This is a genomic window from Paraburkholderia sp. GAS333, assembly GCF_050435665.1.
GTDB lineage: Bacteria > Pseudomonadota > Gammaproteobacteria > Burkholderiales > Burkholderiaceae > Paraburkholderia > Paraburkholderia fungorum_A.
In genome coordinates this window covers 306,845-333,145 of sequence record NZ_JBNDKS010000003.1, presented here as the reverse complement: position 1 = coordinate 333,145, position 26,301 = coordinate 306,845, and the positions used below count along the sequence as shown (strand labels likewise).

General features: G+C 61.2%; 21 protein-coding genes. 12 read left to right on the top strand and 9 right to left on the bottom strand.

The window, feature by feature from the left end:
• Positions 1-194: 194 nt before the first annotated feature.
• The 3 genes from ABH945_RS17270 to ABH945_RS17260 form a co-directional block, all read right to left on the bottom strand.
• Positions 195-977, bottom strand: coding sequence for an anti-sigma factor (locus tag ABH945_RS17270; protein ID WP_074769682.1), 783 nt, complete (start codon positions 975-977; stop codon positions 195-197).
• Positions 977-1,546, bottom strand: a complete 570-nt coding sequence (locus ABH945_RS17265; protein ID WP_074769680.1) for an RNA polymerase sigma factor — start codon at positions 1,544-1,546, stop codon at positions 977-979. Before ABH945_RS17265 ends, ABH945_RS17270 begins: the two co-directional genes overlap by 1 nt.
• 525 nt (positions 1,547-2,071) lie before the next feature.
• The gene (locus tag ABH945_RS17260) at positions 2,072-3,004 is read right to left on the bottom strand and encodes a dihydrodipicolinate synthase family protein (RefSeq protein WP_074769678.1); all 933 of its coding nucleotides are present in this window, start codon (positions 3,002-3,004) and stop codon (positions 2,072-2,074) included.
• A gap of 146 nt (positions 3,005-3,150) precedes the next feature.
• Here ABH945_RS17260 and ABH945_RS17255 point away from each other — a divergent pair, with 146 nt between their 5' ends.
• Both ABH945_RS17255 and ABH945_RS17250 read left to right on the top strand, forming a co-directional pair.
• Positions 3,151-4,101 (top strand): LysR family transcriptional regulator, encoded by a 951-nt coding sequence (locus ABH945_RS17255; protein WP_429251304.1) that lies wholly within the window; start codon positions 3,151-3,153, stop codon positions 4,099-4,101.
• A gap of 230 nt (positions 4,102-4,331) precedes the next feature.
• The gene (locus ABH945_RS17250) at positions 4,332-7,412 is read left to right on the top strand and encodes a transglycosylase domain-containing protein (protein ID WP_429251303.1); all 3,081 of its coding nucleotides are present in this window, start codon (positions 4,332-4,334) and stop codon (positions 7,410-7,412) included.
• Positions 7,413-7,462: 50 nt separating this feature from the next.
• Here the strand turns inward: ABH945_RS17250 and ABH945_RS17245 are convergent, their stop codons facing one another.
• The 4 genes from ABH945_RS17245 to ABH945_RS17230 all read right to left on the bottom strand — a co-directional run bounded on the left by ABH945_RS17245 (position 7,463) and on the right by ABH945_RS17230 (position 11,657).
• The gene (locus tag ABH945_RS17245) at positions 7,463-8,689 is read right to left on the bottom strand and encodes an ROK family transcriptional regulator (protein WP_429251302.1); all 1,227 of its coding nucleotides are present in this window, start codon (positions 8,687-8,689) and stop codon (positions 7,463-7,465) included.
• Positions 8,690-8,719: 30 nt separating this feature from the next.
• Positions 8,720-9,529, bottom strand: coding sequence for an ATP-binding cassette domain-containing protein (locus ABH945_RS17240; RefSeq protein WP_429251301.1), 810 nt, complete (start codon positions 9,527-9,529; stop codon positions 8,720-8,722).
• A 19-nt stretch (positions 9,530-9,548) separates the two neighbouring features.
• Entirely contained in the window at positions 9,549-10,535 is a 987-nt protein-coding gene (locus tag ABH945_RS17235) for an ABC transporter permease (RefSeq protein WP_074769668.1), read from the bottom strand.
• Positions 10,536-10,652: 117 nt separating this feature from the next.
• Positions 10,653-11,657 (bottom strand): sugar ABC transporter substrate-binding protein, encoded by a 1,005-nt coding sequence (locus ABH945_RS17230; RefSeq protein WP_074769666.1) that lies wholly within the window; start codon positions 11,655-11,657, stop codon positions 10,653-10,655.
• 876 nt (positions 11,658-12,533) lie between these two features.
• Between ABH945_RS17230 and ABH945_RS17225 the strand changes: the two genes are divergently transcribed.
• The 5 genes from ABH945_RS17225 to ABH945_RS17205 all read left to right on the top strand — a co-directional run bounded on the left by ABH945_RS17225 (position 12,534) and on the right by ABH945_RS17205 (position 17,302).
• Positions 12,534-13,244, top strand: a complete 711-nt coding sequence (locus ABH945_RS17225; RefSeq protein WP_074769664.1) for a hypothetical protein — start codon at positions 12,534-12,536, stop codon at positions 13,242-13,244.
• 298 nt (positions 13,245-13,542) lie between these two features.
• A complete protein-coding gene (locus ABH945_RS17220) occupies positions 13,543-14,403 on the top strand; it encodes a TauD/TfdA dioxygenase family protein (RefSeq protein ID WP_429251910.1) in 861 nt (286 codons plus the stop codon).
• Between the two features lie 58 nt (positions 14,404-14,461).
• On the top strand, positions 14,462-15,514 hold the full coding sequence (locus ABH945_RS17215) for an ABC transporter substrate-binding protein (protein ID WP_429251300.1): 1,053 nt from the start codon (positions 14,462-14,464) through the stop codon (positions 15,512-15,514).
• Positions 15,515-15,596: 82 nt separating this feature from the next.
• Positions 15,597-16,427 carry an ABC transporter ATP-binding protein gene (locus tag ABH945_RS17210; RefSeq protein WP_429251299.1) on the top strand — a complete coding sequence of 277 codons (831 nt, stop codon included), beginning with the start codon at positions 15,597-15,599 and terminating at the stop codon, positions 16,425-16,427.
• A complete protein-coding gene (locus ABH945_RS17205) occupies positions 16,424-17,302 on the top strand; it encodes an ABC transporter permease (protein WP_429251298.1) in 879 nt (292 codons plus the stop codon). Before ABH945_RS17210 ends, ABH945_RS17205 begins: the two co-directional genes overlap by 4 nt.
• Before the next feature lie 73 nt (positions 17,303-17,375).
• Here ABH945_RS17205 and ABH945_RS17200 read toward each other — a convergent pair whose 3' ends face one another.
• The gene (locus ABH945_RS17200) at positions 17,376-18,149 is read right to left on the bottom strand and encodes a flagellar brake protein (RefSeq protein WP_429251297.1); all 774 of its coding nucleotides are present in this window, start codon (positions 18,147-18,149) and stop codon (positions 17,376-17,378) included.
• A gap of 262 nt (positions 18,150-18,411) precedes the next feature.
• Positions 18,412-19,455 (bottom strand): LacI family DNA-binding transcriptional regulator, encoded by a 1,044-nt coding sequence (locus ABH945_RS17195; protein ID WP_429251296.1) that lies wholly within the window; start codon positions 19,453-19,455, stop codon positions 18,412-18,414.
• Positions 19,456-19,647: 192 nt separating this feature from the next.
• Here ABH945_RS17195 and ABH945_RS17190 point away from each other — a divergent pair, with 192 nt between their 5' ends.
• The 5 genes from ABH945_RS17190 to ABH945_RS17170 all read left to right on the top strand — a co-directional run bounded on the left by ABH945_RS17190 (position 19,648) and on the right by ABH945_RS17170 (position 26,255).
• Positions 19,648-20,820: an ABC transporter ATP-binding protein gene (locus ABH945_RS17190; protein WP_429251295.1), complete on the top strand. Its 1,173-nt coding sequence runs from the start codon at positions 19,648-19,650 to the stop codon at positions 20,818-20,820.
• 11 nt (positions 20,821-20,831) lie between these two features.
• On the top strand, positions 20,832-22,817 hold the full coding sequence (locus ABH945_RS17185) for a beta-galactosidase (RefSeq protein ID WP_429251294.1): 1,986 nt from the start codon (positions 20,832-20,834) through the stop codon (positions 22,815-22,817).
• 101 nt (positions 22,818-22,918) lie between these two features.
• Positions 22,919-24,175 (top strand): ABC transporter substrate-binding protein, encoded by a 1,257-nt coding sequence (locus tag ABH945_RS17180; RefSeq protein ID WP_074769650.1) that lies wholly within the window; start codon positions 22,919-22,921, stop codon positions 24,173-24,175.
• 247 nt (positions 24,176-24,422) lie between these two features.
• On the top strand, positions 24,423-25,394 hold the full coding sequence (locus ABH945_RS17175) for a carbohydrate ABC transporter permease (protein WP_074769648.1): 972 nt from the start codon (positions 24,423-24,425) through the stop codon (positions 25,392-25,394).
• A 9-nt stretch (positions 25,395-25,403) separates the two neighbouring features.
• Positions 25,404-26,255 (top strand): carbohydrate ABC transporter permease, encoded by an 852-nt coding sequence (locus ABH945_RS17170; RefSeq protein WP_074769646.1) that lies wholly within the window; start codon positions 25,404-25,406, stop codon positions 26,253-26,255.
• The last annotated feature ends 46 nt before the right edge of the window (positions 26,256-26,301 follow it).

The window sequence follows — 26,301 nt, the reverse complement described above, 5'->3', positions numbered from 1 at the left end:
CTAGGGTAGCGGGGATTTTGCGTTCGCGTCCAGGGGCCAGTTGAGCGCGAAGGCGAGGGCCGCCGTGGACGAACCGTCAGCGTTACCAGAAAGCATGACTCAAACAAAAAGCCGGCGCTCGCCAAAGCGAACACCGGCTTTTGTCATGTGCCGGGGACCGGCTCCAAACCGGCAACCCGGCCACGGCTGCGACCTCAAGACACCGGCAACAATTTCCCGCTGAACACCACCGGTCCGCTCGGCGCATTCGGATTCGGCGACCCGCCCGGCGCTTCGATCGACACCGCCAGCGCCGCATAACTCTCCGGCTTCTGCTGACCGGCGGGCACCTTGCCGCTCGCGCTGTCCGGCAACATGCCGAGCGCCACCGGATGCCCGCTCGCCGGAATCCCCCACAACTCCAACGCGCGGCCCGCAGGCACGTCGACCTTGCCCAGCGGATGCAGCGTCATCGTGGAGTGGGTTTCATCCCACGCGACCAGCATCACCGGATGCGAGTCCTGGTTGTTCAGCACGGCCACATGCGAGACAGCGGCCTCAGGCTGTTGCGCGACGGTCGGCGCGGCAGGCTGCGTCGTCGCGGACGGCAACAGCGAGCGCACGGCGACCACCACCGCGACCGCCGCCAGCGCGGTCACGCCGATCGCCCAGCCACGCCAGAACGCGAGGTTGTCGAACAGACTGCGCGACGGACGCGCCGGTGTCTCCACCACGGTACGCGGACGCGTGGCTTCACGTGCATTGGCGATGCCCAGACGCCGCTCGATCGCCTCCCACACGGCAGCGGGCGGCATGCGCGGCTCCGCGAGTTCGGCCATCGGCGAAATGCGCCGCTGCCATTCGTCGACGGCGCCGCGCACCGAGGTGTTCTGATCTGCATAAGTCTGGAAGCGCCGCCGCGCGCCACCGCGCAAGGTGCCGAGCACGTACTCGGCCGCCAGCAGATCGACAAGCTGAGGATAACGAGTCAGGTTCATCACTCGCCTCCCAGGCAGGTTTTAAGCTTGGCGAGGCCCCGTCTGATCCACGACTTGATGGTGCCGAGCGGCACCGTCAGCACTTCGGCGATCTCGCTATGGCTCTGATCGCGCAGATAAGCGAGAGCGACCGCCTGACGTTGGGCAGGCTCCAGTTGCTGCATGCAGCCCGCAAGCAAACGTGCCTGCAGACTGACCCCGGTCAGCGTTTCGGGATCCGGGTCGCTGGTTGCCACGAGATCGTCCAACGCATCGCTCCATTCTGTTTCCTGCGAGTTGACTCGCCGCAGGTGATCGAGAGCACGGTTTCGGACGATCGCGGACATCCACGTCATCGGCGCGGACAATGCGCGGCGATAGTCGCCCGCAAAGCGCCAGATATTGACGAAGCTGTCCTGCAACACTTCTTCTGCCCACTCGTGTCTGCTCAATATACGGAGGGCGAGGCCAAACAGTTTCGGGGCGGCGAGATCATATAACTCGCGCAATGCCACGGCATCTTCTTTGGCAATGCGTTCGAGCAGCTCGGCGAGGGTTTCCGGCGTCAGTTCTCGAGGATTGGCGGTCATGGAGAGAGGTAGGTTGAGCTTGCCGGCCTATGGTACTCAATTTCTCGGTCCGCTTATATGTGGTTTTTCCCGCCATTCGTGCATCTGTTTGACGAAGACGCGCGTACATGGCGGCAGGGTCCAGGATTGCGGGTGCGCACGCTCGACGCAAAAAAGCGCGGCGGCGCATTGCCAGGCCGATGAACACGGGGTAGGTGTGCTGGGAGACCAGTCCCGTTGCACGAGCGTTGCACGAGCCGCCGGCAACGGAGCCACGCGATGCGGGACGGATAAAGCATCGCGGGCGAGCGGGTGTTGGGTCGGGAGGGCTGCCTGTTCCGTTTGAGGCCCGGACGCTGGCTGATAATGTCAGTCGACGTCCGGGTTGGAGCAGGTGGGCTTTCCCGAGCTTTGCAGTTGTTCCGGGCCTGCGCTTGTGCGTTTGAAACGGAGCGCAGCGGAGTTGGGCGGAGTGAGAAAGTCTGAAGCGTTGAAGTCAGCGCGTTGTAGAAGAACGCGCTGCAAAAATGCACGTTAGACCGACCCTCAACGTCCCCAGCGCAACACCAGCGGATCAAGCCGTCGCGCGACCTTCAGCAGCCCTTCACGCGTCGCCGGATGCATGGCCGGCAACGGATGACGCACCGCGTCCGAGCGGATCACGCCGCCTTCCTTCATCAACGCCTTGCACGACGCGAGGCCGCCCTGGCGGTTCTCGTAGTTGATCAGCGGCAACCACTGCTGATAATGCGCGGCGGCGGCTTCGGTATCGCCAGCAGCATAAGCATCGACAATCAGACGGATGCCGTCGGCATAACCGCCGCCCGTCATCGAACCGGTCGCGCCTGCGTCCAGATCGGCCATCAGCGTGATGGCTTCTTCGCCGTCCCACGGCCCCACGATTGCATCGCCGCCGAGTTCGATCAACTCGCGCAGCTTGTTGGCTGCCTGCGGCGTTTCGATCTTGAAGTACGACACGTTGTCGATCTCGCGCGCCATGCGGGCGAGAAACGGCGCGGACAACGCAGTGCCGCTGACCGGCGCGTCCTGGATCATGATCGGAATTCTGATCGCGTCGGACACGGTGCGGTAAAACTCGAAAATCCCCTTTTCGCCGATGCGGATCGTCGCGCCGTGATACGGCGGCATGATCATTACCATCGCGGCGCCCGCGTCCTGCGCGGCGCGGCTGCGTTCGGCGCACTGGTGCGAACTGAAATGCGTGGTCGTGACGATCACCGGCACGCGGCCCGCGACGTGGTCGAGCGCGAGGTGCATCAGCGTGTTGCGTTCGTCGTCGGACAGCGCGAATTGCTCGGAGAAGTTCGCCAGAATGCACAGGCCGTTCGAACCCGCATCGATCATGAAATCGATACAACGTTTCTGGCCTTCGAGGTCGAGATGACCGGCTTCGTCGAAGATGGTCGGAACGACCGGGAACACGCCGCGCAATGCAGCAGGGTGATTGGTTTGAGCCATGGTGGGTGTCGTTTTTGAAGAGGAATCGGACGGTTTCTGAATGTCTCCAGCGCCGACTATACGGCGGCGTGCACGGCAGGTATATTGAATTGTTTCCATCTTGTGATCGCTTTTTCGACTCACCCCGGTCGAAGCCGCCCGCACCCATGAAAGACACCTTCAACGTCCTGTTATCCCGCTTGCGGATGAAGCAATTGCAATTGCTGATCGCGCTCGACGACCTCAAATCGCTGCACAAAGCGGCCGGCGCGATGTCGATGACGCAATCGGCGGCCAGCAAGGCGTTGCAGGAACTGGAGTCGATGCTCGACGCACCGCTTTTCGAGCGCTCGAAAACCGGCATGATCCCGAACCAGCTCGGCCATTGCGTGATTCGCTACGCGCGCCTGGTGGCGACCGATCTCACCGCGTTGTGCCAGGACGTCGCCGAAATCCGCTCGGGGCGCGGCGGGCGGCTCGCGGTCGGCGCGATCATGGGCGCGATTCCCGAGTGCGTGGTGCCGGCGCTGAACCGGCTGCATGCCGGGCAGCCCAATCTGTCGATCGAGGTGATGGAGGACACCAGCGCGCGCATGTTGCCGCAACTCGACGACGGACGGCTCGACCTGGTGATCGGCCGCGCGGCGGTCGCGGCCGATCCGTCGAAATATCACTATCGTCCGCTGGGCGACGAGCCGTTGTCGGTGGTGGTGGGTTACGGTCATCCGCCGTGGCAGAAGAAAGAAGTGAAGCTGCGCGATCTGGCGGGGCATCGCTGGGTGATGTATCCGTCGCATATGCCGTTGCACGCGCTGCTCGAACGGGAGATGGATCTGGCCGGTCTCGACATGCCGGACAACCCGATTTCGACGGCATCCACGTTCGTGACGGTGGCGTTGTTGCAAAGCAGCGCCGACCTGGTGTCGTTACTGCCCACGGCCATCGCCGCCATGTTCGTTCGGCAGAAGATGTTGCGTGTGGTGCCGGTCAAACTGAAGTCGCCGTCGCAGACATTCGGCGTGGTGACGCGCAAGGGTGGCGTGCTGTCGCCACCGGCCGAGCAGTTCATCGAGTTGCTGAGGGAACAGGTGGTGTCCGCGCAGGGTGAAACGGTCTAGATCGACGCGCGGGAAAAGTGAAAAGTTTCAGCGTAGTGCGGGTTTCTCACGCACGCGAAAGACTTTCAATATCGCATGGCAATTCGCGCTTTGCCATAGGTTGAAATGAGGTGTTGTAGCCGCGACACTCTCGGGTAAATCCGGGCCAATTAGGACTTCGCGTTCCGCGCTAAACTGCTTTGAACGCGCGCCAGTTTCGAGAATATGGCGCCCGCTCGGGGGGAGCAGCCATGAATCGGCCATTGGTTCGGTTACCGCTTCGCGCAACGGTCGCAGCGCCGGTTCGCAAGTGGCTCAAATGGGGGCTGGCGGCAGCGTTATTGCTCGCGCTGGCGTGGATCGCCCGGCTGGTTCAGGTGGAGATAGAAACCTCCCGGCTGCAGGCGCGCTATCTCTCCGAATTGACCCGCGACGTGGGTTTCTCCGTCGAGCCCGGGGCCAGTCACACGATCTATTTTCCCCCTGCAGACAAAGGCCCTTACGATAGCCGCCTGGGCTACGCGTTGCTGCCGTCCATCCAGCAACGCTTATTGGAACGCGGGTTTGAAATCAGCTCGCAGGCACGTGATTCCGAACGGATGCTTTCGCTTGCGAGCAATGGTTTGTTTTTGCCGTACGGGGAAAAAGATCAGGCTGGCTTGCAACTGTTCGACGGCACCGACGCGCAGCTTTTCAGCGCGCAGTTTCCAGGCCGTGCATATGGCAACTTCGATGCGATTCCGCCGCTCGTCGTGAACTCGCTGCTGTTTATCGAAGACCGCTATCTGCTCGATCCGTCGCAACCGAACCGTAATCCCGCTATCGACTGGGGGCGCTTTAGCCGCGCGCTGGTCGATCAGGGCGTGCGTGTGTTCAACCGTCATCAATCGACACCGGGCGGCAGCACGCTCGCCACGCAAATCGAAAAATTCCGCCACTCGGCAGGCGGCCGTACTGCAACGCCGCCCGAGAAATTGCGGCAAATTGCGTCCGCTTCGTTGCGCGCATATATGAACGGTCCGCAGACGATGGCCGCGCGTCAGCAGATCGTCGTCCATTATCTGAACTCGGTGCCGCTCGCGGCGCAGCCGGGAATCGGCGAGATCAACGGAATCGGCGACGGTCTCGCCGCGTGGTACGGACGCGATTTCCGCGACGTGAACCGTATTCTGAAAGCGCCGTCGACCGGAGCGAATCTCGCGGAGCAGGGCGTCGCGTTTCGTCAGGTTCTGTCGCTGATGATCGCGCAACGCGCGCCGTCGTATTTCCTGCAACATAGCTATGCCGAACTCGAACGGCGCACCGATAGTTATCTGCGGTTACTTGCTAGCGGCGGTGTTATTTCGATTCCGTTGCGTGATGCCGCGCTGGCGGCACAGGTCGAATTGCATCGCACGCCGGCCAGAACGCAGAGTGTCGATTCGTTCGTGTCGCGCAAGGCCGTGACGTCGATGCGCTCGCATCTGCTGGCGGCCCTCGGCCTGCGCAGTTTCTATGAACTCGACCGGCTCGATCTGCAGGCAAAAGGCACGTTGAATAACGCGGTACAGCAGGCGGTCAGCGAAAGACTCGCCGCAGCCGCCACGCGTGACGGAGCAAAAGCGGCGGGCCTCGTCGGCTTCGAAATGCTGCGTCCTTCAGACGACCCGTCGAGAATCGCCTACAGCTTCACGCTGTTCGAAAGACGTGGCGGCGCGAATCTCGTGCGCGTGCAAACGGATAGCGTGAACCAGCCGTTCGACATCAATTCCGGCGCGCGTCTGAATCTTGGCTCGACGGCGAAACTGCGTACCGTTGTCACGTATTTGCAGATTGTCTCCGACCTGCATGCGCGTTATGCCCCGTTGAGCATAGCGGAGCTGAAAGCCGTCAAAACCGATCCGAACGATCAGTTGACGCGTTGGGCGCTCGACTATCTGGCCCATACATCCGACCGCTCGCTGCAATCGATGCTCAACGCAGCGGTGGAACGCAAATATTCGGCGAGCCCTGGCGAGACTTTCTATACAGGCGGCGGCGCGCAAACCTTCACCAACTTCGAATCCGACGACAACAGTCAGATCCTGACCGTCCATCGCGCATTCCAGCATTCGGTGAATCTGGTGTTCGTGCGCCTGATGCGCGATATCGTCCACTATGAAATGGTGCAGACCACGGGGCCTTCATCGCAATGGCTCGGCGACCCGGCCATCCGCAAGATGTATCTGACGCAGTTTGCCGATCAGGAAAGCCGCGTGTACATGAGCCGCTTCTACACGAAGTATCACGGCAAGACGCGCGAACAGGCGCTGGCGTTGTTGCTGCTCGGTGTGCGCAAATCGCCGCCGAAAGTAGCGACCGTCTTGCGCAGCGTTGCACCTGACGAATCGAATGCATGGTTCAACGCCAGGATGCGCGAAGCGTTGAAGAACACCCCGGCCGCTTCGATTCTCGACGATGAAGACCTCGCGAATCTGTACACCAAATATTCGGTCGACCGCTTCAATCTGAACGACCGCGGCTATATTTCAAGTGTGCATCCGCTGGAGTTGTGGGCGCTCAATTACCTGCGCGAACATCCGGACGCCACCCTCAAAGAGATTCAGACCGCGAGCCGCGACGTGCGTCTGTCGACCTATTCTTGGTTGTTCAAGACGCGCTATCACGCAACACAGGATCGCCGCATCAAACGGATGGTCGAGTTGCGCGCGTATGACGCAATCGGCAAATCGTGGCAGGCGCTCGGTTATCCGTTCGCGACGCTCACGCCTTCGTATGCGGCGGCAATCGGCGCTTCGGGCGACCGGCCTGCGGCGCTCGCTCAACTGATCGGCGTGATTGCGAACGACGGCAACAAGGTGCCGACCGAGAGCCTCACCGAACTCGAATTCGCCAAAGACACGCCGTACGAAACGCACTTCAAACGCGCAGCCGTCGCGCCGGAGCAGCAGTTGTCGCCGGAAATCGCGGGGGTGGTGAAGGTGCTGTTGCGCGATGTCGTCGCGGGCGGAACAGCGAAACGGCTCGCGCAAGGCATGACGTTCCCGAATGGTCAGACGCTTGAGGTGTACGGCAAAACCGGCACCGGCGATCAGCGCTTCAACGTATTTGCCAAAGGCGCGCGGCTGATCGAGTCGCGCAAGGTGAATCGCAGCGCCACGTTTGTGTTTGCGATGGGCGACCGCTTTTACGGCACGTTGACTGCGTGGGTGCACGAACCGTATGCATCGCATTACGAGTTCACGAGTGCGCTGTCGGTGCAATTGCTGAAGTCGATGGCGCCGGCGTTGCAGCCGCTACTCGACGAGCCGTCGGTTAAAACCGCGTCGGTGACGAAGGTGGCGGCGAAGTGAGTGTTTCTGTTTTCGCGCCCGGGTCACACGTTATGGTGAAACGGGCGCACTCAATAATCGCTATCGGTCGCGGGCTTTAAAAACAATTCATGCACCGGCGCGAAATGCGCATAGAGCGGCAGAATCGCGCCGCCCATCGCGCGGGCGTCGGCGCCGATGGTGCCTTCCAGAAGCTGCGGACGCACCATCCCTTCCCATTCGAAACGGTCGAGCACGCGCTCGGTGCGTCGAATGATTTCTCTGACTAATTGACGGTCGAGTTCACCGTCGATCACGACCGCTTCGAGGTCTAGCAGCGCGGCCGCGTTGGTCAGCGCGTTGGCGATGGCGGGGCACGCACTGTCGAGCCATTGCTCCGTCTGCCGCCAGAGTTCGGGCGATAACGCGCGATGATCGTGCGCAGCGGCGGCAGGCGCACCCGCATCGCTCAACAGCTTTTCGAGCACGAAGCCGGACGCCGCGTGCAATAACTGTCGCGCGGGTTTGCGAGCGGTGCCGTCGCGCAGCGGAATCGAACCCACTGCGCCGGCGTTATCGTGGGGTCCTCCGTGCAAGCGGCCGTCGATAACCAATCCGCCGCCAATGAACGTGCCGACGAACAGATACAGAAAATTGTGGATCCCGCGCCCCTGGCCCATCACGAGTTCGGCCGCGCAGGCGGCGGTGGTGTCTTTCGCGAATTCGACCGGCAGGCCGGTCATCGTCGCGATACGGGTGCGCAAATCGATCTCGTTCCACGCTTCGAGTGCGTCGGGCGGCGCGCCGAGAAAGTCGCGCCAGCCGCCGAGCCACAACGGCGCAGCCACGCCTACGCCGACCACCTTGGCCGCCTTGTCGCCAAGGGCCTGATTCACGCGCGCGAGTTTGCCTTCGAGCGCGGGGAACAGCGTGCGCGGATCGGGATACGCGTATTCGAATACATCGCGACATACGATGCGGCCCGCGAAATCCATCGCCAGTACGTCGAGACTGCGGCGTCCGACCTTGATGCCGATGGTGTACGCGCCGTCCGCGCGCAACGCGATCGGCACCGAAGGCTGGCCGATTCTGCCGCGCACGCGCGCGTGCTTTTCGAGCAGGCCGTCGTCGATCAGACGGTCGGCGATCATCGACACCGTCTGCATCGACAGACGCGTGAGGCGGCTCACGTCGGCTTTCGGCAGCGGACCATGCAGGCGGATCGCCTGCAATACGATGCGCTCGTTGAACTGCCGCATGCCAACCTGATTCGAGCCGACCGTGCGTTTGAGGGGCGAGCGGGTGCCGGTGGTGTCCATGGTGGCGGCCCGCTCAGAAAGAGGCTGTCGTCATGCAATCGCCTTGACGTCCGCCTCTTTTGCGCCGGTCATGATCGCGACCGCTTCGGACATGTGCACGTCTTTCGTATTGACGAGTGCCGCGCGCCGGCCCAGCCGTTGAATATGAATGCGGTCGGCGACTTCGAATACGTGCGGCATGTTATGGCTGATCAGAATGACCGGCAGCCCACGCTCGCGTACCCGGCGGATCAGTTCGAGCACCATGTTGCCTTCCTTCACGCCGAGTGCGGCGGTGGGTTCGTCGAGAATCACCACGTGCCGCGCGAACGCCGCACTGCGTGCAACCGCGACCCCCTGGCGTTGACCGCCGGACAATGTTTCGACCGCCTGCCGCATCGAACGGATGCCTATTTGCAGGTCTTTCATGTGCGCGGTCGCTTCGTCGAGCATGCGGCGTTTGTCGATCATCTTGAAGATCGAACCGCGCCAGCCTGGTTTGACCAGCTCGCGCGCAAGGAACAGATTTTCGGCGATGCTCATCGCGGGCGCGACTGCGAGTTCCTGGTACACGGTCTCGATACCTTGTGCGCGCGCGTCGAGCGGACTGCGAAATTTGACCGGCTTGCCGTCGAGCAGAATCTCTCCTTCGTCTGGCACCGTCGCGCCGGAAAGTGCCTTGATCAGCGACGATTTTCCCGCGCCGTTGTCGCCGATCACCGCGAGAATTTCGCCGGGCAGCACTTCGAAATCGCAACCGTCGAGCGCGGTCACATTGCCATAACGTTTGATCAATCCGCGCGCCTGCAGAACGGGCATGGCGGCGGGCATCGTGAGAGAAGCGGAAGTGGGTGTCGACATGATGCGCTCCTGTAGATGCTCAACCGCGACGATGAGAAAGTTTGTCGGCTGCGACGGCGAGAATCACGAGCATGCCGGTAATCAACACCTGGTAGACCGACGAAACGCCGATCAATGTCAGGCCATTGCGAAACACGCCGACAATCAACGCGCCGAGCAAGGTGCCGACAATCGATCCGCGTCCGCCGAACAGACTCGTGCCGCCGAGTACGACCGCAGTAATGCTGTCGAGATTTTCGGTTTGCCCCGCCTGCGGATCGCCGACGCCCGTGCGCGACACCGACAGCAGCGCGGCAATGCCGTAAATCGCACCGGCCAGCGAATACACGGTGAGCAGGATCTTCTGCGATGAGAGGCCCATCAGGCGCGCGGCCTCCGCGTTATTGCCGAGCGCGTACAGGTGCCGGCCGGGTACCGTGTCGCGCAAAACGAACCACGTGGCGAGATACATCAGCAGCGTTAGGACGGTGCCGTAGGTGACATCTGCGGGACCGAGCTTGAAGGTATTGCCGAAGAACATGATCGCGTCCGGCAGATTGGACACGCTCTCCGCATTCGAGTAAATCTGCGTGAGCGCGAAGGCGATATTCAATGTACCCAACGTGACGATGAATGCAGGCAGTTTGATTCGCGTGATCAGCACGCCGTTCAGCGCGCCGAACAATGTACTCGCCGCGATGCCGCACAGAATCGCGAGAATTGGCGGCACGCCTAGCGTGACCGCAAATTTGGTCATGATGATCGAGCCGAACGCCATCACCATTCCGCATGACAGATCGATGCCGCCGGTCAGCACGATCAGCGTCTGACCGATAGCGATGACCGCGACCACCATGGTCTGTTGCAGGATCAGCGAGAGATTCTGGAACGACAGGAACCGGCTGCTCTGGGAGATGAAGAAGCCGCAGGCCAGCACCAGGGCGATCAGCGGACCGACCTCGGCAAGCGACGGCAGACGATCGGTGAAGGTGCGCGAGTGACCGGCGGGCGCGGAAGGAGTCGACATGATGGATGTCCTCGAAACTCGATACATGAGCGTGGCCCCGGAGTGGCGGCTCACGCGGCAAATCAGTCGGCGGCCCGCGATGACGGGCCGCGATGTGAAGCGATGCGCGCTACAGCGTTACTTGTTGCCCCAGCAGTTGTCGAGGCCGAACTTCGTGTCCTTGCTGTCGATGCCGGACATCGGCTTGTCGGTAATCAGCGTGACGCCCGTGTCCTGATAGCCGGAAACCTTCTTGCCGGTTTTCGCGTAGTCGACACCGGCGGTTACGCCGAGCGCCGCCATCTTCAGCGGATACTGCTGCGAGGTTGCTGCAATCGCGCCGGCCTTTACATTGCGCACGCCTTCACAGCCGCCGTCGATCGACACGATCATCACGCTCTTGTCCTTGCCCGCCGCTTTCAACGCGCGATACGCGCCCGCAGCAGCCGGTTCGTTGATCGTGTAGACCACGTTGATATCCGGCGACTTCTGCAGGCAGTTTTCCATTGCCGTTTGACCCTTCGCCTGGTCGCCGCGCGTGTCCTGGCTGCACACGATGGACGCGTCGCCTTCCTTCACGCCGAAGCCTTCCAGAAAACCGTTATGACGCAACACGCCGACCGACACGCCCGGCGCGAGATCGAGCGTGGCAATCTTTGCGGGCTTGCCGTTCAGCGCCGCCTTCGCGTATTTGCCGATCAGCACGCCGGCCTTGAAATTGTCGGTGGCGAAGAGGGCGTCGGTGGCGTCTTGCGGATCGGTTGGCGTATCGAGCGCGACCACCATCACGCCAGCCGCGCGTGCTTTCTTGATGCTCGGCACGATCGCCTTGGTGTCGCTCGGCGTGATCAGAATCGCTTTCGCACCCGCCGTCATCATGTTTTCGATCGCGGTGACCTGACTTGCGTTGTCACCGTCGAATTTGCCGGCGGCCGTGAGCAGTTTCGCGCCGTTTTTCGATGCAGCGGCTTCGGCGCCCTGTTTCATCTTCACGAAGAACGGGTTGGTGTCGGTCTTGGTGATGAGGCCGACGACCGGCTGGTCGGCCGCCTGGCTCGCGCCTGCACACCACACGGCCGATGCCGCTACGCACATCGACACGACTTTCCTGGCGACGGGATGCCTGCGGGAATTCAGATTCATGGGACGCTCCTCCAATTATTGGCAACGACGGTGTACTGCGGACAGTTGCGGGCGCGAACGCTGCGCGCGGGCAGTTTGAGTTCAGGGTTTTGCGCCGTGACCTCCTGGGACTAAATCACGACGATGGATTTAGTACAGCAGGCGCGTTGTCCAGAGTCAACGCAAACCTTTCGCCGCAATGCGGCGTAAGTTGCTTTGGCATTTCGGGGAGAAGCCGACGAATGGGCGGTCTGTAGACTTGGTGCGTTGCGAGAGACGCGCGGCGCTTTTACGGGTAACTCCTGGTTAGCCGAATGGGGAAGTGGCTGACTGGCGGGGCAGGTTGGCTTTGTCCGCCACAGTAAATGCCGAATTAAATCGGTGCCAACCGACGGGCATTATTTTTCGCCGGAACAGGGTCGTCTGACATGCATTGATTGGGAAAGTAAATTTTATTCGTGCCATTTAAATCAATTGATTTGTGTCAGCCAGGTTAATGTAATTAAATGCCGCGTACATTTAAATATTAATTAGACCTCTGTCAAGTCTGACAGCTATCGGCTGCACGTCGGAAAAATGATACTTGAAGCGAAATGTGTCGGAGCGTCTACGAATATCGGGAAATTAACGGTCGTAAATTGAATTCCATTCGGCGTATTGAAATGTGCTGCGGTAAGCATGTGGGCGTAAATAATTAAAAAATCCGCACATATGTATTTGCTCGAATCCACTATAAAAATACCCAATTCATTACACACCGGAGAAATCGCCACTCCGGTCGCGACAAAACCCATATCCAATTTTAATGAATTGGTTTTGTCGCGGAAAAAATGGCGTTTTTATTGCCGGCGCGAGCCTTGGACAGGCGGGCGAATTCAATCACTTCAGGAGGTTTTGATGTCTTCGACGAATTGGAATAACGGACAATTGATCACGCTCTCCCCGGGCGATACCGCGACTTGCCAGCAACTGAACTCGAATCAACTATACGGGCTGATTTTCTATAACAGCGCAGGCAATGACGCCGGGGCCAACATCTCCGTGGTCTGGAGCCAGTCGCAGCCGCCGGCCACGATCCACGTGCCGGGAACAACCGGCAATCAGGGTCTGGCATCGGTGCTGTTCGTGAACGGCTCCGACACGACGACGGTGTCGGCGGCCATGCTGCAGAACCAGCCCGGCGCACAGGTGCAAACCTACATCGCCAGCGTCAAGTTGCCGACGGACACGAACGGCATCAACAACCAGTCGTTGCCCGCCGACGGTCAACCGCACTCGTTCAACAAGTTCACCCGCTATTACACGGTGCCTGCATCCCACTGGTATCAGGCGCAGATTCAAAGCAACATCAACCAGTTCATCACGATCCAGTTCGCGGAACAGTCGGCGAAGGTCCTCGTCGTCAACTCGCTGGTCGACCCCGGTACGCAGATCCAGTCAGTAGGCCGCGCGAGCAGCCAGGTGACGCAGACAGTCGTTCAATACCAGACGGCTTCGTGGTCGCTGCAAGGCAATGGTCAGCAGATCGTGATCGTCAATGCCGATAGCGTTCAGAACTCGCAGAACGCCACCATCTCGCTGCAATCGCTAAGCGCGTTGTATTCCTGATCCACGGGAAGCGGGTTGCGTCCGGCAGGTGAGGATGCAACTCGCTGCGCTCAGGCGACGGCTTGACTCTCCGCGCAAAAACTTTCAAGCCCCCTGCGAAATTGCTGAAACCCGTTAAAGCATCGGGTTTATCACTCCAGCAGATAACCGTATCGGATTTGCTTCGTTGTCGGCGCGCGCGCGCACCGGTAAATTCGTCTGACTGCGCCACTTACGGCGTCCTCAGAACAGACTAGACGAAGAGTTTCCTGTGACGACTGCCTTTGCTCCTGCTGCCACCCGCCACGTCGACGAGACGATCGAAAACCAACCCATCGAGATTCGCGCATTCGACGGCCCCGTCGGCGCGGAAGTACTCGGACTCGACCTCGGCAAGCCGCTGAACCAGAGCGATTTCGCGCGCATTCATCGCGCGCATCTCGATCATCACGTGCTGGTGTTCCGCGATCAGCGCATCACACCCGATCAGCAGATCGAATTCAGCCGACGCTTCGGCGCGTTGCAAATTCATGTGTTGCATCAATTCCAGTTGCCGGGCCATCAGGAGATTCTGGTGGTGTCGAACGTGGTTGAAAACGGCAAGCCGATCGGCCTCGGCGATGCCGGTCATTTCTGGCACTCCGATCTGTCGTACAAGGAAAAGCCGAGCCTCGGCTCGTTGCTGCATGCGCAGGAGTTGCCTGCCGAAGGCGGCGACACGCTGTTCGCAAACATGCATCTCGCGTGGGACACGTTGCCCGCGCATTTGCGCAGCGCGGTAGAAGGGCGCTCGGCCGAGCATTGGTATCTCGCGAAGTACGAGGAATTGCAAAAGCGCAGCCCGTGGCGGCCGAATCTGTCGGCGGAACAGATCGCGCAAGTCAAACCGGTGGTGCAGCCGATTGTGCGCACCCATCCCGAAACAGGACGTAAAGCGTTGTTCGTCAGCGAGCACTTCACCACGCGCATCATCGACCTGCCTGAAGACGAAAGCCGCGCTCTGCTCGAGGAAATCTTCGCGCATAGCGTGCGGCCGGAGCATCTCTACCGGCATCAATGGCAGGAACACGACATGGTGTTCTGGGACAACCGTTCGCTGATGCATCTCGCAGCGGGTACGCCCGATCATCTGCGCCGCAAGCTCTATCGCACGACGATTGAAGGCGACGCGCCGTTCTGACGGCGACGTCTCCCCTCTTTAGCCACGCCCGCCACGCCACATGTTGACCGGAGTTCCGATGCTTGCCAGGTTTCATCCGACCGCCGTACGGTCGTCTTTTGCACGCCGATTCACCGCGACGTTGCTGACTTTATCGACGGGCGTGGCCGGCTTCTGCGCAGCCGCACCTGCGCATGCCGAAGGGCAGATCCGCATTGCCGAACAGTTCGGGGTGGTCTATCTGCTGTTAAACGTTGCGCGTGACCAGCAATTCGTCGAGAAAGAAGGGCGTAAGCAGGGGCTCGATATCAAGGTCGACTGGGTGAAGCTTTCTGGCGGCGCTGCGGTGAACGACGCGTTGCTCTCGGGTGCCGTGGATATTGCGGGCGCGGGCGTCGGCCCGCTGCTGACGATCTGGGATCGCACGCATGGTCATCAGAATGTGAAGGGCGTTGCGTCGCTCGGCAATCTGCCGTATTACCTCGTCAGCAACGATCCGAATGTGAAGACCATCGCGGACTTCAACGAAAAAGACCGTATCGCGGTGCCGGCCGTGAATGTCTCGGTGCAATCGCGCGTGCTGCAATATGCGGCCGCGAAACGTTGGGGCGACAAGGATTACAACCGTCTCGACAAGTACACGCAGGCATTGCCGCATCCCGACGCGGCCGCCGCGATCATCGCGGGCGGCACTGAAATTACCGGACATTTTGGTAATCCGCCGTTTCAGGAACAGGAACTGGCGGGCAATCCGAAAGCGCATGTCGTGCTGAATTCGTACGACGTGCTGGGCGGCCCGAGTTCGGCCACCGTGCTGTACGCGACCGAAAAATTCCGCGACAACAATCCGAAAACCTATCGCGCGTTTGTCGATGCATTGGCCGATGCCGCGCGTTTCGTGACGGCGAATCCCGATGCCGCCGCCGACATTTATATCCGCACGAATCAGTCGAAGATCGACCGCGCGTTGTTGCTGAAGGTCATCAGGAATCCGCAGGTGCAATTCAAGGTCGCGCCGCAGAATACGTTTGGGTTGGCGCAGTTCATGTACCGCGTCGGCGCGATAAAGAACGAGCCGAAGTCGTGGAAAGACTATTTCTTCGACGACCCGGCGACGGCGGCAGGGAGCTAAGCATGACTCTTCCCGTTAATGATTTTGCCGCGTCTTTATCGACTCGCGGAGTCGGTCTGGTCCGCTTGCAAGGAGTGATCTGATGGTGGCCAATCCCACGCTGCTGTTTCCTGACCGCATCGAACAATCGAGTACGGCAACCAGCGAAAAATTGCTCGCGGTCGAAAACGTCAACCTCGAATACCGCACGCGCGAGCGGATCGTTCGCGCGACTCATGACGTGAGTTTCGATGTCTATGGCGGTGACCGTTTTGTGTTGCTCGGACCGTCCGGTTGCGGCAAATCTACTTTGCTCAAAGCGGTGGCCGGATTTATCCAGCCCACGTCAGGCACTATTTCGCTCGATGGACAAACCGTGCGCGGCCCAGGCGCCGATCGCATCGTCGTGTTCCAGGAGTTCGATCAGTTGCCGCCGTGGAAAACGGTGCTGCAGAACGTCGCGTTCCCGCTGCGCGTGGCAAAGAAACTCAAGCGTGCCGAAGCGAATGAGCGTGCGCTGCATTATCTGGAGAAGGTCGGCCTGGCTTCGTTCGCGAATGCTTATCCGCATACGTTGTCAGGCGGCATGAAGCAACGCGTGGCGATTGCGCGCGCACTTGCAATGCAACCGCGCGTGCTGCTGATGGACGAACCGTTCGCCGCGCTCGACGCGCTGACACGCCGCAAGATGCAGGAGGAGTTGCTGCGTCTGTGGGAAGAAGTGAATTTCACGCTTCTGTTCGTTACGCATTCGATCGAGGAGGCGCTGGTGGTCGGCAACCGGATTCTGTTGTTGTCGCCGCATCCCGGGCGCGTGCGTGCCGAACTCAACAGCCATCAGTATTCGCAGGACAGCTTCGGGCGCAGCGATTTCCAGCGCAGCGTCGCGCGCATTAATCACCTGTTGTTCGAACAGACGGAGACCGCTGAATGAGCTCGCCCGCCACCTTGTTACCGCCGGTTCGCGACGAGTACGAACGTCCACTCGAACCGCTCGGCGAACTCGTTCTCGAAGCGCCGTTGCCGCTCGCCAAGCGGCTCTTTGCGCAAAGCTGGCTGCGCAAGACGCTGATCGCGCTGGTGTTGATCGCTGGCTGGGAAATCGCTGCGCGCGCGGTCGATAACGACTTGCTGCTGCCGACCTTCGGCGCGACGTTTTCGGCGTTCGTGCAGGGCGTCTGGTCAGGGGAATTGCTGCAGAAAACTGCGGTGTCGATGTCGGTACTGCTGCGGGGTTATCTGCTGGGCGCGGCGCTCGCGTTCGTGCTGACTTCGCTTGCCGTATCGACGCGCATCGGCCGTGATTTTCTGTCGATGCTGACCGCGATGTTCAACCCGTTGCCGTCGATTGCGTTGTTGCCGCTCGCGTTGTTGTGGTTCGGACTCGGCACCGGCAGCCTGCTGTTCGTGCTGGTGCATTCGGTGTTGTGGCCGCTCGCGCTCAACACGTATTCCGGTTTTCAGTCGGTTCCTGCGACGCTGCGCATGACCGGACGCAACTATGGATTGACCGGTATGCGTCACGTGCTGCTGATTCTGGTGCCGGCCGCATTGCCGTCGATTCTGGCCGGTCTGCGGGTGGGTTGGGCATTTGCATGGCGCACGCTGATCGCCGCCGAACTCGTATTCGGCGCGAGTTCGGGGAGTGGTGGCCTTGGCTGGTACATCTTCCAGAATCGCAACGAGCTGTATACGGATCGCGTTTTTGCTGGACTGGCGGCGGTGATCGTGATCGGTCTGCTGATCGAACATCTGGTGTTCGATACGCTCGAACGCGTTACGGTACGTCGTTGGGGCGTGCAACAGTAATCGCCTGAAACGCGCAGTTATCAACGTAAAGCGGACGCATCGGGCGTCCGCTTTACGTTACGTACCACGACAATCACCCACGCGGCGACAGCCTTTGCCGTTTCGTTTCAAGCTGCGTGACAACACGTTGCAACGTTCTTTCAGCTGGGCCCAAAGCCCCGACAAACTTGCAACCGATCACAAACCGCTGGTCGCCTTTCGGCGTCGTCACGCGACGCGGCGCGACGATTTCCAGATCGAGTTGCAGTGTCCCGAAACTGCCCAGTTGCAGCGATACGTCGCGCAACACCGTGCCGCTTTCAAGCGAGCCGAAGTGCGTATCCGCAGTCTTCAACGCCACGCCGCCCAGCGACAGATCCTGCAATTCCAGACGGAACGAGCCGCCATTTTCATACGGACCGCTTGCGATATACGGGTCGAGCAGCGGGGTCTGCACGCGGAAAAACTCGCGGCGCTGAACGTAGTAAAGCAGCGTCGGAAAGGGCGCCTCGAAAGCGGGCAATCCTTCGAATGTTACGGCTGTTGCGCCGAGCGTCGTGAACTCGGTGCGAATACCGCCAGGCACGCTACGGAACGACAACTCGCGGGCCGCAGGAATCGCCGCGTTATCGTCGGCGACGCTGCCTGCATCGAAGATAAAACGCGCGTTGCGGGAATCGACGTCGAGCACTTGCGTGACGATCTGCCGGCCGTCGAATTCCACTGTCACGAAGTCCTGTCCCGACACCAGATTGCGCAGGCAGACAGCGATCTGCAACGGGTGGCGCTGCGCGAAATTCGCGTCGGCGTCGTGGGCGGCATCGGCGGTATGGGCGGCTTCGGCATCCAGCAGGAGAGCGGCGGTCATTTTGGTATCCATGCGCGTGGTGGCCGTGATCTGGCCGGTTAGCGAGTGCGGGCGGCGGGTAAAGCGCCGGCGCCCGGTCTTTTGCATGGGTTAATGCAGAGACCGTGCCAACTGCATGGAGAGCCGCGCCGAAGCGGCATACAGGCCGCGCAAACGCGTTGGAACGGGCGTTTGCGGGTGACGGACATCAAGACGCGCACGACAGGCGAGGGAGGCGAACGGCGGCTCGCTACGTAACGTCCGCGAGGCTGTTACGGACACATCACCGCGAACGCGGAACACCGGTGGACGCACGCACGACGAGTTCGGGCGGCGACGAAATCCGCATCGGCACGCTGGCCGTTTCCTGGCCCGCGGTTTTTCCCGCCTGCCCGTACGACGACTCGATCAACTCGCGCAACAGCGACACTGCGAGCCCCGCGACTTCGACGGTCGGCACGGCCACCGTCGTCAACGCGGGCCGCGATTCGCGTGCGAGCTGAATATCGGTAATGCCGATCACGGAGAGGTCCCCCGGCACGTTCAGGCCAAGGTCGGCGGCAGCGTGCATTGCACCGAGCGCCGGCAAGTCGTTGGTCGCGAAAATCGCGGTGATTTTCGGGTCGGCTTCGAGCAAGGCGCGCGTCGCGTCGTAGCCGCCCTGGATCGTATCCAGTGCGTGTTTCAAGCGGTTTTTCGGCGCACCCGCCGCCCGCAACGCGCTGACGAAACCCTCGTAACGGGCCGCGTGAATGCCCGACGCCTTGCTGCCGACAATCGCGCCGATCCGACGATGCCCAAGCTCCAGAAAATGCGTGGCGGCCAACTCGCCCGCCAGCCTGAAATCGACCGCGACGCAGGGCAGGCCAGGCGGTTCGTGAGGCCGCTCCCACATGCACAACACCACCGGCGTGCCGCGCGCTTCGGTCGTGTGGAGGTCGGCGAAATCGAGGTTCGCGTTCGTCACCAGCACGCCTTCCGACAGCGTGCCGGCGATCTGGTCGAGATAGGCGCGGCCCGTGTGCGGATCTTCGTTCGTATTGCAGATGATCACGAAATGACCGCTGGTGCGCGCCGCGCGTTCGACGGCCAGCGCGAACTCCGGATAGAACGGATTGGCGATGCTCGACACCATCAGCGCGAGGGTCGGCGCGCGGCCCTCGGCGAGCGCGCGGGCCGCGAGGTGAGGGCGGTAGCCGAGCGCCTCGACGGCTTCCAGAACGCGTTGCCGGGTCGTCTCGCCAACCCGGCCGCGATTGCGCAGCACGTTGGACACGGTAGCGGGCGTAACCCCGGCGTGACGCGCGACTTCGGTGAGTGTGGGCATGTTGTCTCAATATTTGGGATGTTGGCCCGACATTTGCGTCGTGGCTCAAGGCGCGGCACCATCTGTCGACCAGACAAAAACGATATCGGAGACAAGGCAGGCCTGACGATCCCAAGCGATCGATTTTTTTGGCCTGTCTGATTAAGCGCTTAATCTCCGACTTCGAAATGATTAAATCACGGAGTCGATGCAATGGCGAGCATTTCGTTAAGAGGCGTGCAGAAGGCATATGGCGACGGCGCGCTGGTGATCCGCAACGTCGATCTCGAGATCGCGGAGAACGAATTCTGCGTGTTCCTCGGGCCGTCGGGCTGCGGCAAATCCACGTTGCTGCGGATGATCGCGGGCCTCGAAGACGTCACCGACGGCGACCTGTCGATCGGCGGCAAGCTCGTCAACGACGTGGCCGCTGCGCAGCGCGGCGTGGCGATGGTGTTCCAGAGCTACGCGCTGTTTCCGCACATGACCGTGTTCGAGAACATGGCGTTCGGGCTGAAGCTCGCTAAAACCCCCAAGGACGAAATCGACCGCAAGGTGCGGGAAGCCGCGCGCATTCTGCAACTGGAAGCGCTGCTCGACCGCAAGCCGAAGGCGCTCTCGGGCGGCCAGCGTCAGCGGGTCGCGATTGGCCGCGCGATCGTGCGCGAGCCCGGCGTGTTCCTGTTCGACGAACCGCTGTCCAATCTCGACGCGACGCTGCGCGGTCAGACCCGCGTCGAAATCGCGCGTCTGCACAAGCAGTTCTCGAAGGCGAGCGTGGTCTACGTGACGCACGACCAGATCGAGGCGATGACGCTCGCCGACAAGATCGTGCTGCTGCACGCGGGCAAGGACACCGAGCGCTACGGCAGCATCGCGCAGATCGGCGCGCCGCTGGAGTTGTATCACCGACCGAAGAGCCGGTTCGTGGCGGGCTTTATCGGCTCTCCGCGCATGAACTTCCTGCCGGGCCGCATTGCATCGGTCGATGCGCAAGGCGTGAGCGTCACGCTCGATCACACCGGCGAAACCGTGCGCGTGCCGGTTCGCGGCGATGGTCTGCAAATCTCGCAGCCGGTCACGCTCGGCGTGCGGCCTGAACATCTGGAATTTGCCGACAACCTGACCGGCGACGATACCGCCGCAGCCACGCCCGCCAATGGCGTGCTGGTCCGCACCGTGTCGCTCGTCGAACAACTCGGCGAGCACAGCTATGTCCACCTCGATCAGCCCGGCGGCGCCGCGCTGATCGCCAAGGCGCCTGGCGATACACGCCTCGTGCCCGGCGACCGCGCGAGCCTGCGCGTGCCGTCTTCTGCCTGTCACCTGTTCACCGAAGACGGCTTTGCCGCCGCTTCGCTTGAATCCGTCGAACACTACGCTTAAAGGATATTCGGATGCGCCTTGGAGTCTGTTACTACCCGGAACACTGGCCTGAGTCGATGTGGGAAGACGACGCTCGCCGGATGAAAGCACTCGGCATCGAGCAGGTGCGGATCGCCGAATTTGCGTGGAGCCGCATGGAGCCGTCGCCCGGCGAATACGATTGGGCGTGGCTCGATCGCGCGGTCGATGTACTCGGCGCAGCCGGGCTGAAGGTCGTGATGTGCACGCCGACCGCGACGCCGCCGAAGTGGCTGATCGACCGTCATCCGGACATTCTGCCGGTCGGTGCCGATGGACGTCCGCGTGCGTTCGGTTCGCGCCGTCATTATGATTTTTCGTCGCCGTCGTACTTCGAGGCTTCGCGGAAAATCTGCACGGCGGTGGCCGAGCGTTACGGCAAGCATCCCGCCGTGGCTTTCTGGCAGACCGATAACGAATTCGGTTGCCATCACACGGTGGTTAGCTATTCGCAGGCAGCAGTGCAGCGTTTCCGCGAATGGCTGAAAGCGCGCTATCAAACGGTCGATGCGTTGAACCAGGCGTGGGGCACGGTGTTCTGGAGCATGGAGTACCGCAGCTTCGACGAGATCGACGCACCGGTCGCGACCGTGACCGAAGCGCATCCGTCGCACCGGCTCGATTACCGCCGTTTCGCGTCCGACGAAGTCGCGCGCTATAACCGCATGCAGGTCGAGATCATCCGCGCACATTCGCCGGGCCGTCCGGTCGCGCACAACTTCATGCAGTTGTTTACCGAGTTCGATCACTACAAGGTCGCGGCCGACCTCGATATCGCGAGCTGGGACAGCTATCCGCTCGGTGCGCTCGAAGAGCAATGGTTCGCGCCGGAGATCAAGGCGCGCTGGTTGCGCAGCGGTCACCCCGACTTTGCGTCGTTCAATCACGACGTGTATCGCGGCATGTCGAAGCTGCCGTTCTGGGTGATGGAACAACAGCCGGGTCCGGTGAACTGGGCGCTGTGGAATCCGGCGCCGCTGCCGGGCATGGTGCGGCTGTGGAGTTGGGAAGCGTTCGCGCACGGCGCGGGCTGCGTGTCGTATTTCCGCTGGCGTCAGGCTCCGTTTGCACAGGAGCAGATGCACGCAGGTTTGAATACGCCGGATAACCGGCTCGACGTGGGCGGTAATGAGGCCGCCAAAGTCGCCGAAGAAATTCGCACCGTGCTCGCGGCGAATGCCGACGCGAACGCGACGATTCGTTCGAAGGTCGCGCTGGTTTACGACTACGAGGCGAAGTGGCTGTTCGAGATTCATCCGCAAGGGGCGGACTTTCACTACCCGCGTTTCGCGTTCGAGTACTACTCGGCGCTGCGCTCGCTCGGTCTCGACGTGGATGTCGTGCCGGTCGATGCACCGCTCGACGGTTACAGCCTGATCGTCGTGCCGCCGCTGCCGGTCGTGCCGGCTGATTTCGGCGCGCGTCTCGCGAATTCGGGGGCGCACGTGGTGTTCGGTCCGCGTACGGGTTCGAAGACTGCGGACCTGCAGATTCCCGCGAATCTGCCGCCGGGTGCGTTGACGCTGGTGTTGCCGCTACGCGTGTGGCGTGTCGAATCGATGCGGCCGAACGTGACGGAAGCGGTTCGTCTCGCGGGTGGCAGCGACGCGGATCAACAAGACGGCGTCGCGCGTCACTGGCGCGACTTCATCGACACAGAGAATGCGGATTCGCTCGACGTGCGCGCGCGTTTCGCCGACGGCCATCCCGCGTATGTGCGTGGCGGCAAGTTCCACTACCTCGCGAGCCTGTTCGACGACGCGCTCACTGCGCGCCTGTTCGAACAGATCGCCGCCGACGCAGGCGTTAAAACGCAGGCACTCGGCGACAGCGTGCGGATCAGCCAGCGCGGTGCACTGAATTACGTGTTCAACTACGGCGACACGCCGCACACGCTCACCGATGTCGCCGACGGCGCATTCGTGATCGGCTCGCGTGTCGTCGCGCCGCAAGGCGTGAGCGCGTACAGAAGATCATGAGGGCGAGCCCGCCAGAATCAATTCCACGCAGTAAAGAGAGTGACGCAACAGTACGACGCAAATCACGACGCACAATCAGCGCATAAAAGGAGACAGGCAGCATGAAACTGAAACCACGCAAGATTCTGATGGCACTCGCTCTGGTCGCCGCGACGGCAGGCACTTCGTTCGTCAGCACGGCGAGCGAGGCCAGCACGCTCACGGTCAATATCGCGTTCAAGGGCGCAAGCCAGCGCGCGGTGTGGCAATCGGTGATCGACCAGTTCAAGAAGACGCATCCCGGCGTCGACGTGAAAGTGTCGTTCATCGATGAAGAGGCGTACAAAGTGCAGTTGCCAGGCTGGCTGTCGACGGTCGCGCCTGATGTCGTGAACTGGCATGACGGCGAACGTATGGCGTATTACGCGCAACGCGGCCTGTTCGACGACCTGAGCGGCGACTGGGCGAAGAACGGCTGGAACGACATGTATGCGTCGACCAAGGAAGCGTCGTCGTATAAGGGCAAGCAGTACGCCGCGCCGACCGTGTATTACTCGTGGGGTATGTTCTATCGCAAGGATCTGTTCGAGAAGGCCGGGATCAAGGGCGAGCCGAAAACCTGGGACGAATTCCTCGACGCCGCGAAGAAGCTGAAGGCCGCGGGCATCACGCCGATTGCTGTGGCGGGCCGCGATGCGTGGACGCTGGCGGGCTGGTTCGATTATCTCGATCTGCGTCTGAACGGCAATGCGTTCCACCAGAAGCTGATGGCGGGCGAAATTCCGTACACCGATCCGCGCGTGAAGAAGGTCTACACGACGTGGAAGCAGTTGATCGACGCAGGCTACTTTATCGACAACTCGCTGTCGTACGATCTGGATTCGGTGCAGCCGTTCCTGTTCCAGGGCAAGGCCGCGATGATGCTGATGGGCACGTTCATCACCGCCGGTTTCCCGGCGAACGTGAAGCCGGAAATGGGCTATTTCCAGTTCCCGATCATCGATTCGAAGGTGCCGACTGCGGAAGATGGTCCGGTGGAGTCGCTGCACATTCCGTCGAAAGCGAAGAACAAGGCGGACGCGCATGCGTTCCTCGCGTTCGTCGAGACGCCTGAGATCGGCGCGCAACTCGCCACGGGGCTGGGATCGTTGTCGGCGAACAGCAAGTCGCCGGAACCGGAAGATCCGATTTCGAAGATCGGCTTCCAGATTCTCGCGAACACGAAGGGCGGTATTGCGCAGTTCTACGATCGCGACATGACCAAGGAAATGGCCGATGAAGGGATGAAGGGCATGCAGCAGTTCATCTCCGATCCGTCGAAGATCGATGAAGTGCTCGCGCAGCTGGAGCAGACGCGCAAGCGGATTTATAAGAAGTGAGGGAGGGGTGGGAGTGAAGTAGTGGCTCCCACTGGCAGCTTTGCATGGGGTGGGAGTAAGGGCTAGAGCGCTAACTCCCACCGACAGCTTTGCATGGGACCCAAGTAAGCGCTAAAGCGCTAACTCGGGTCGACAGCTTTGCATGGGGCGGGAGTAAGCGCTAAAGCGCTAACTCCCACCGACAGCCTTGCATGGGACCCGAGTAAGCGCTAAAGCGCTAACTCGGGTCGACAAAGGAGAAAGTATCGTGGCGCATTCCGTCAGCCGGCAAACCGTCGGCGGCCCAGTTGAACCAGGCGGCCCCGGCATGCCCGCACCGGGCGGCGCAGTGGGCGGCTCGGGGACCACGCGCAGACGCGGTCCTACGCCGACCGCGCGACGTCAGCGGCGGGCCGCGTTCCTGTTCCTCGCGCCAGCCTGTCTGATGGTCGCCGTCTACGTGGTATGGCCGATCCTGTCCACCATCCGTCTCAGCTTTTTCAACTGGGACGGCATGACCGATCCGTCGTTCGTCGGACTCGCGAATTACATCGAACTGTTCCAGACGCCGACCTTCTACACCGCGCTGAAGAACAACCTTATCTGGCTCGTGCTGTTCCTGCTCGCGCCACCAATGGGTCTCGCCGTCGCGCTGTATCTGAACCAGGCGGTGGCGGGCATCCGCATCGTCAAATCGCTGTTCTTCGCGCCGTTCGTGTTGTCGGGCGTGGTGGTCGGTCTGATCTTCTCGTGGTTTTACGATCCGACCTTCGGCCTGCTCGCGGTGATTCTCGGCCACGGCGTGCCCGTGCTCGGCGATCCGCGCTATGCGACGCTCGGCATCGTGTTCGCCGCACTATGGCCGCAAACCGCCTATTGCATGATCCTTTATCTGACTGGGCTCACGTCGCTGAACGCCGAACAGATCGAGGCCGCGCGCATGGAAGGCGCGAAGGGTTGGTCGATGCTGTGGCACGTGATCCTGCCGCAATTGCGGCCCACCACGTTCATGGCGATCGTCGTGACGATCATCGGCGCATTGCGCAGTTTCGATCTGATCTCGGTGATGACCGGCGGCGGTCCGTTCGAAAGCTCGACCGTGCTCGCCTATTACATGTACGACCAGGCGATCAAGTACTACCGGATCGGTTATTCGGCGGCGGTGGCCGTCGTGCTGTTCGGCATCATGCTGGTGTACATCGTTTATCACTTGCGGCGGATGCTGCGCGCCGAGCAATAAGGAGCCGACATGTTTCCGATCCCGATCGACAAATGGAAGCCGGTCACGCGCCGCGCCTACAAACTGACATTGCCTATCGCACTGCTGATCTGGCTGCTGCCGATGATCGCCGTGCTCGTCACCTCCGTGCGCTCCACTGAAGAACTCGCCGAAGGCAATTACTGGGGATGGCCGAAGCACTTCGCGATGTTCGACAACTACCGCGAGGCGTTGACGACATCGCCGATGCTGCATTACTTCTGGAACAGCGTGCTGATTACGGTGCCGGCCGTGGTCGGCTCGATTGCGCTCGCGTCGATGGCCGGATTCGCGCTGGCCATCTACCGTTTTCGCGGCAATTCGACGTTGTTCGCGACGTTCGTCGCGGGGAATTTCGTGCCGGTACAGGTGCTGATGATTCCGGTGCGCGATCTGTCGTTGCAACTCGGCCTGTTCAATACGGTCGGCGCGCTGATTCTGTTTCACGTGTCGTTTCAGACGGGCTTTTGCGCGCTGTTCCTGCGCAATTTCATCAAGCAGTTGCCGTTCGAATTAGTGGAAGCCGCGCGAATCGAAGGCGCAAACGAGTGGCAGGTGTTCTTCAGGATCGTGTTGCCGCTGATTCGTCCCGCACTCGCCGCGCTCGGCATTCTCGTCTTCACGTTCGTGTGGAACGACTATTTCTGGGCACTGTGTCTGACCACCGGTGACGACGCCGCGCCGATCACCGTGGGCGTTGCCGCGTTGAAAGGGCAGTGGACCACCGCATGGAATCTCGTTTCGGCAGGATCGATTCTGGCCGCATTGCCATCGGTCGCGATGTTCTTTGCGATGCAGAAGCATTTCGTCGCCGGGTTGACGTTCGGGGCGACGAAAGGCTGAGCGTAATTCGTTAATGGGCGTTCCGGGCGAAATAGCGGGTTTCGCC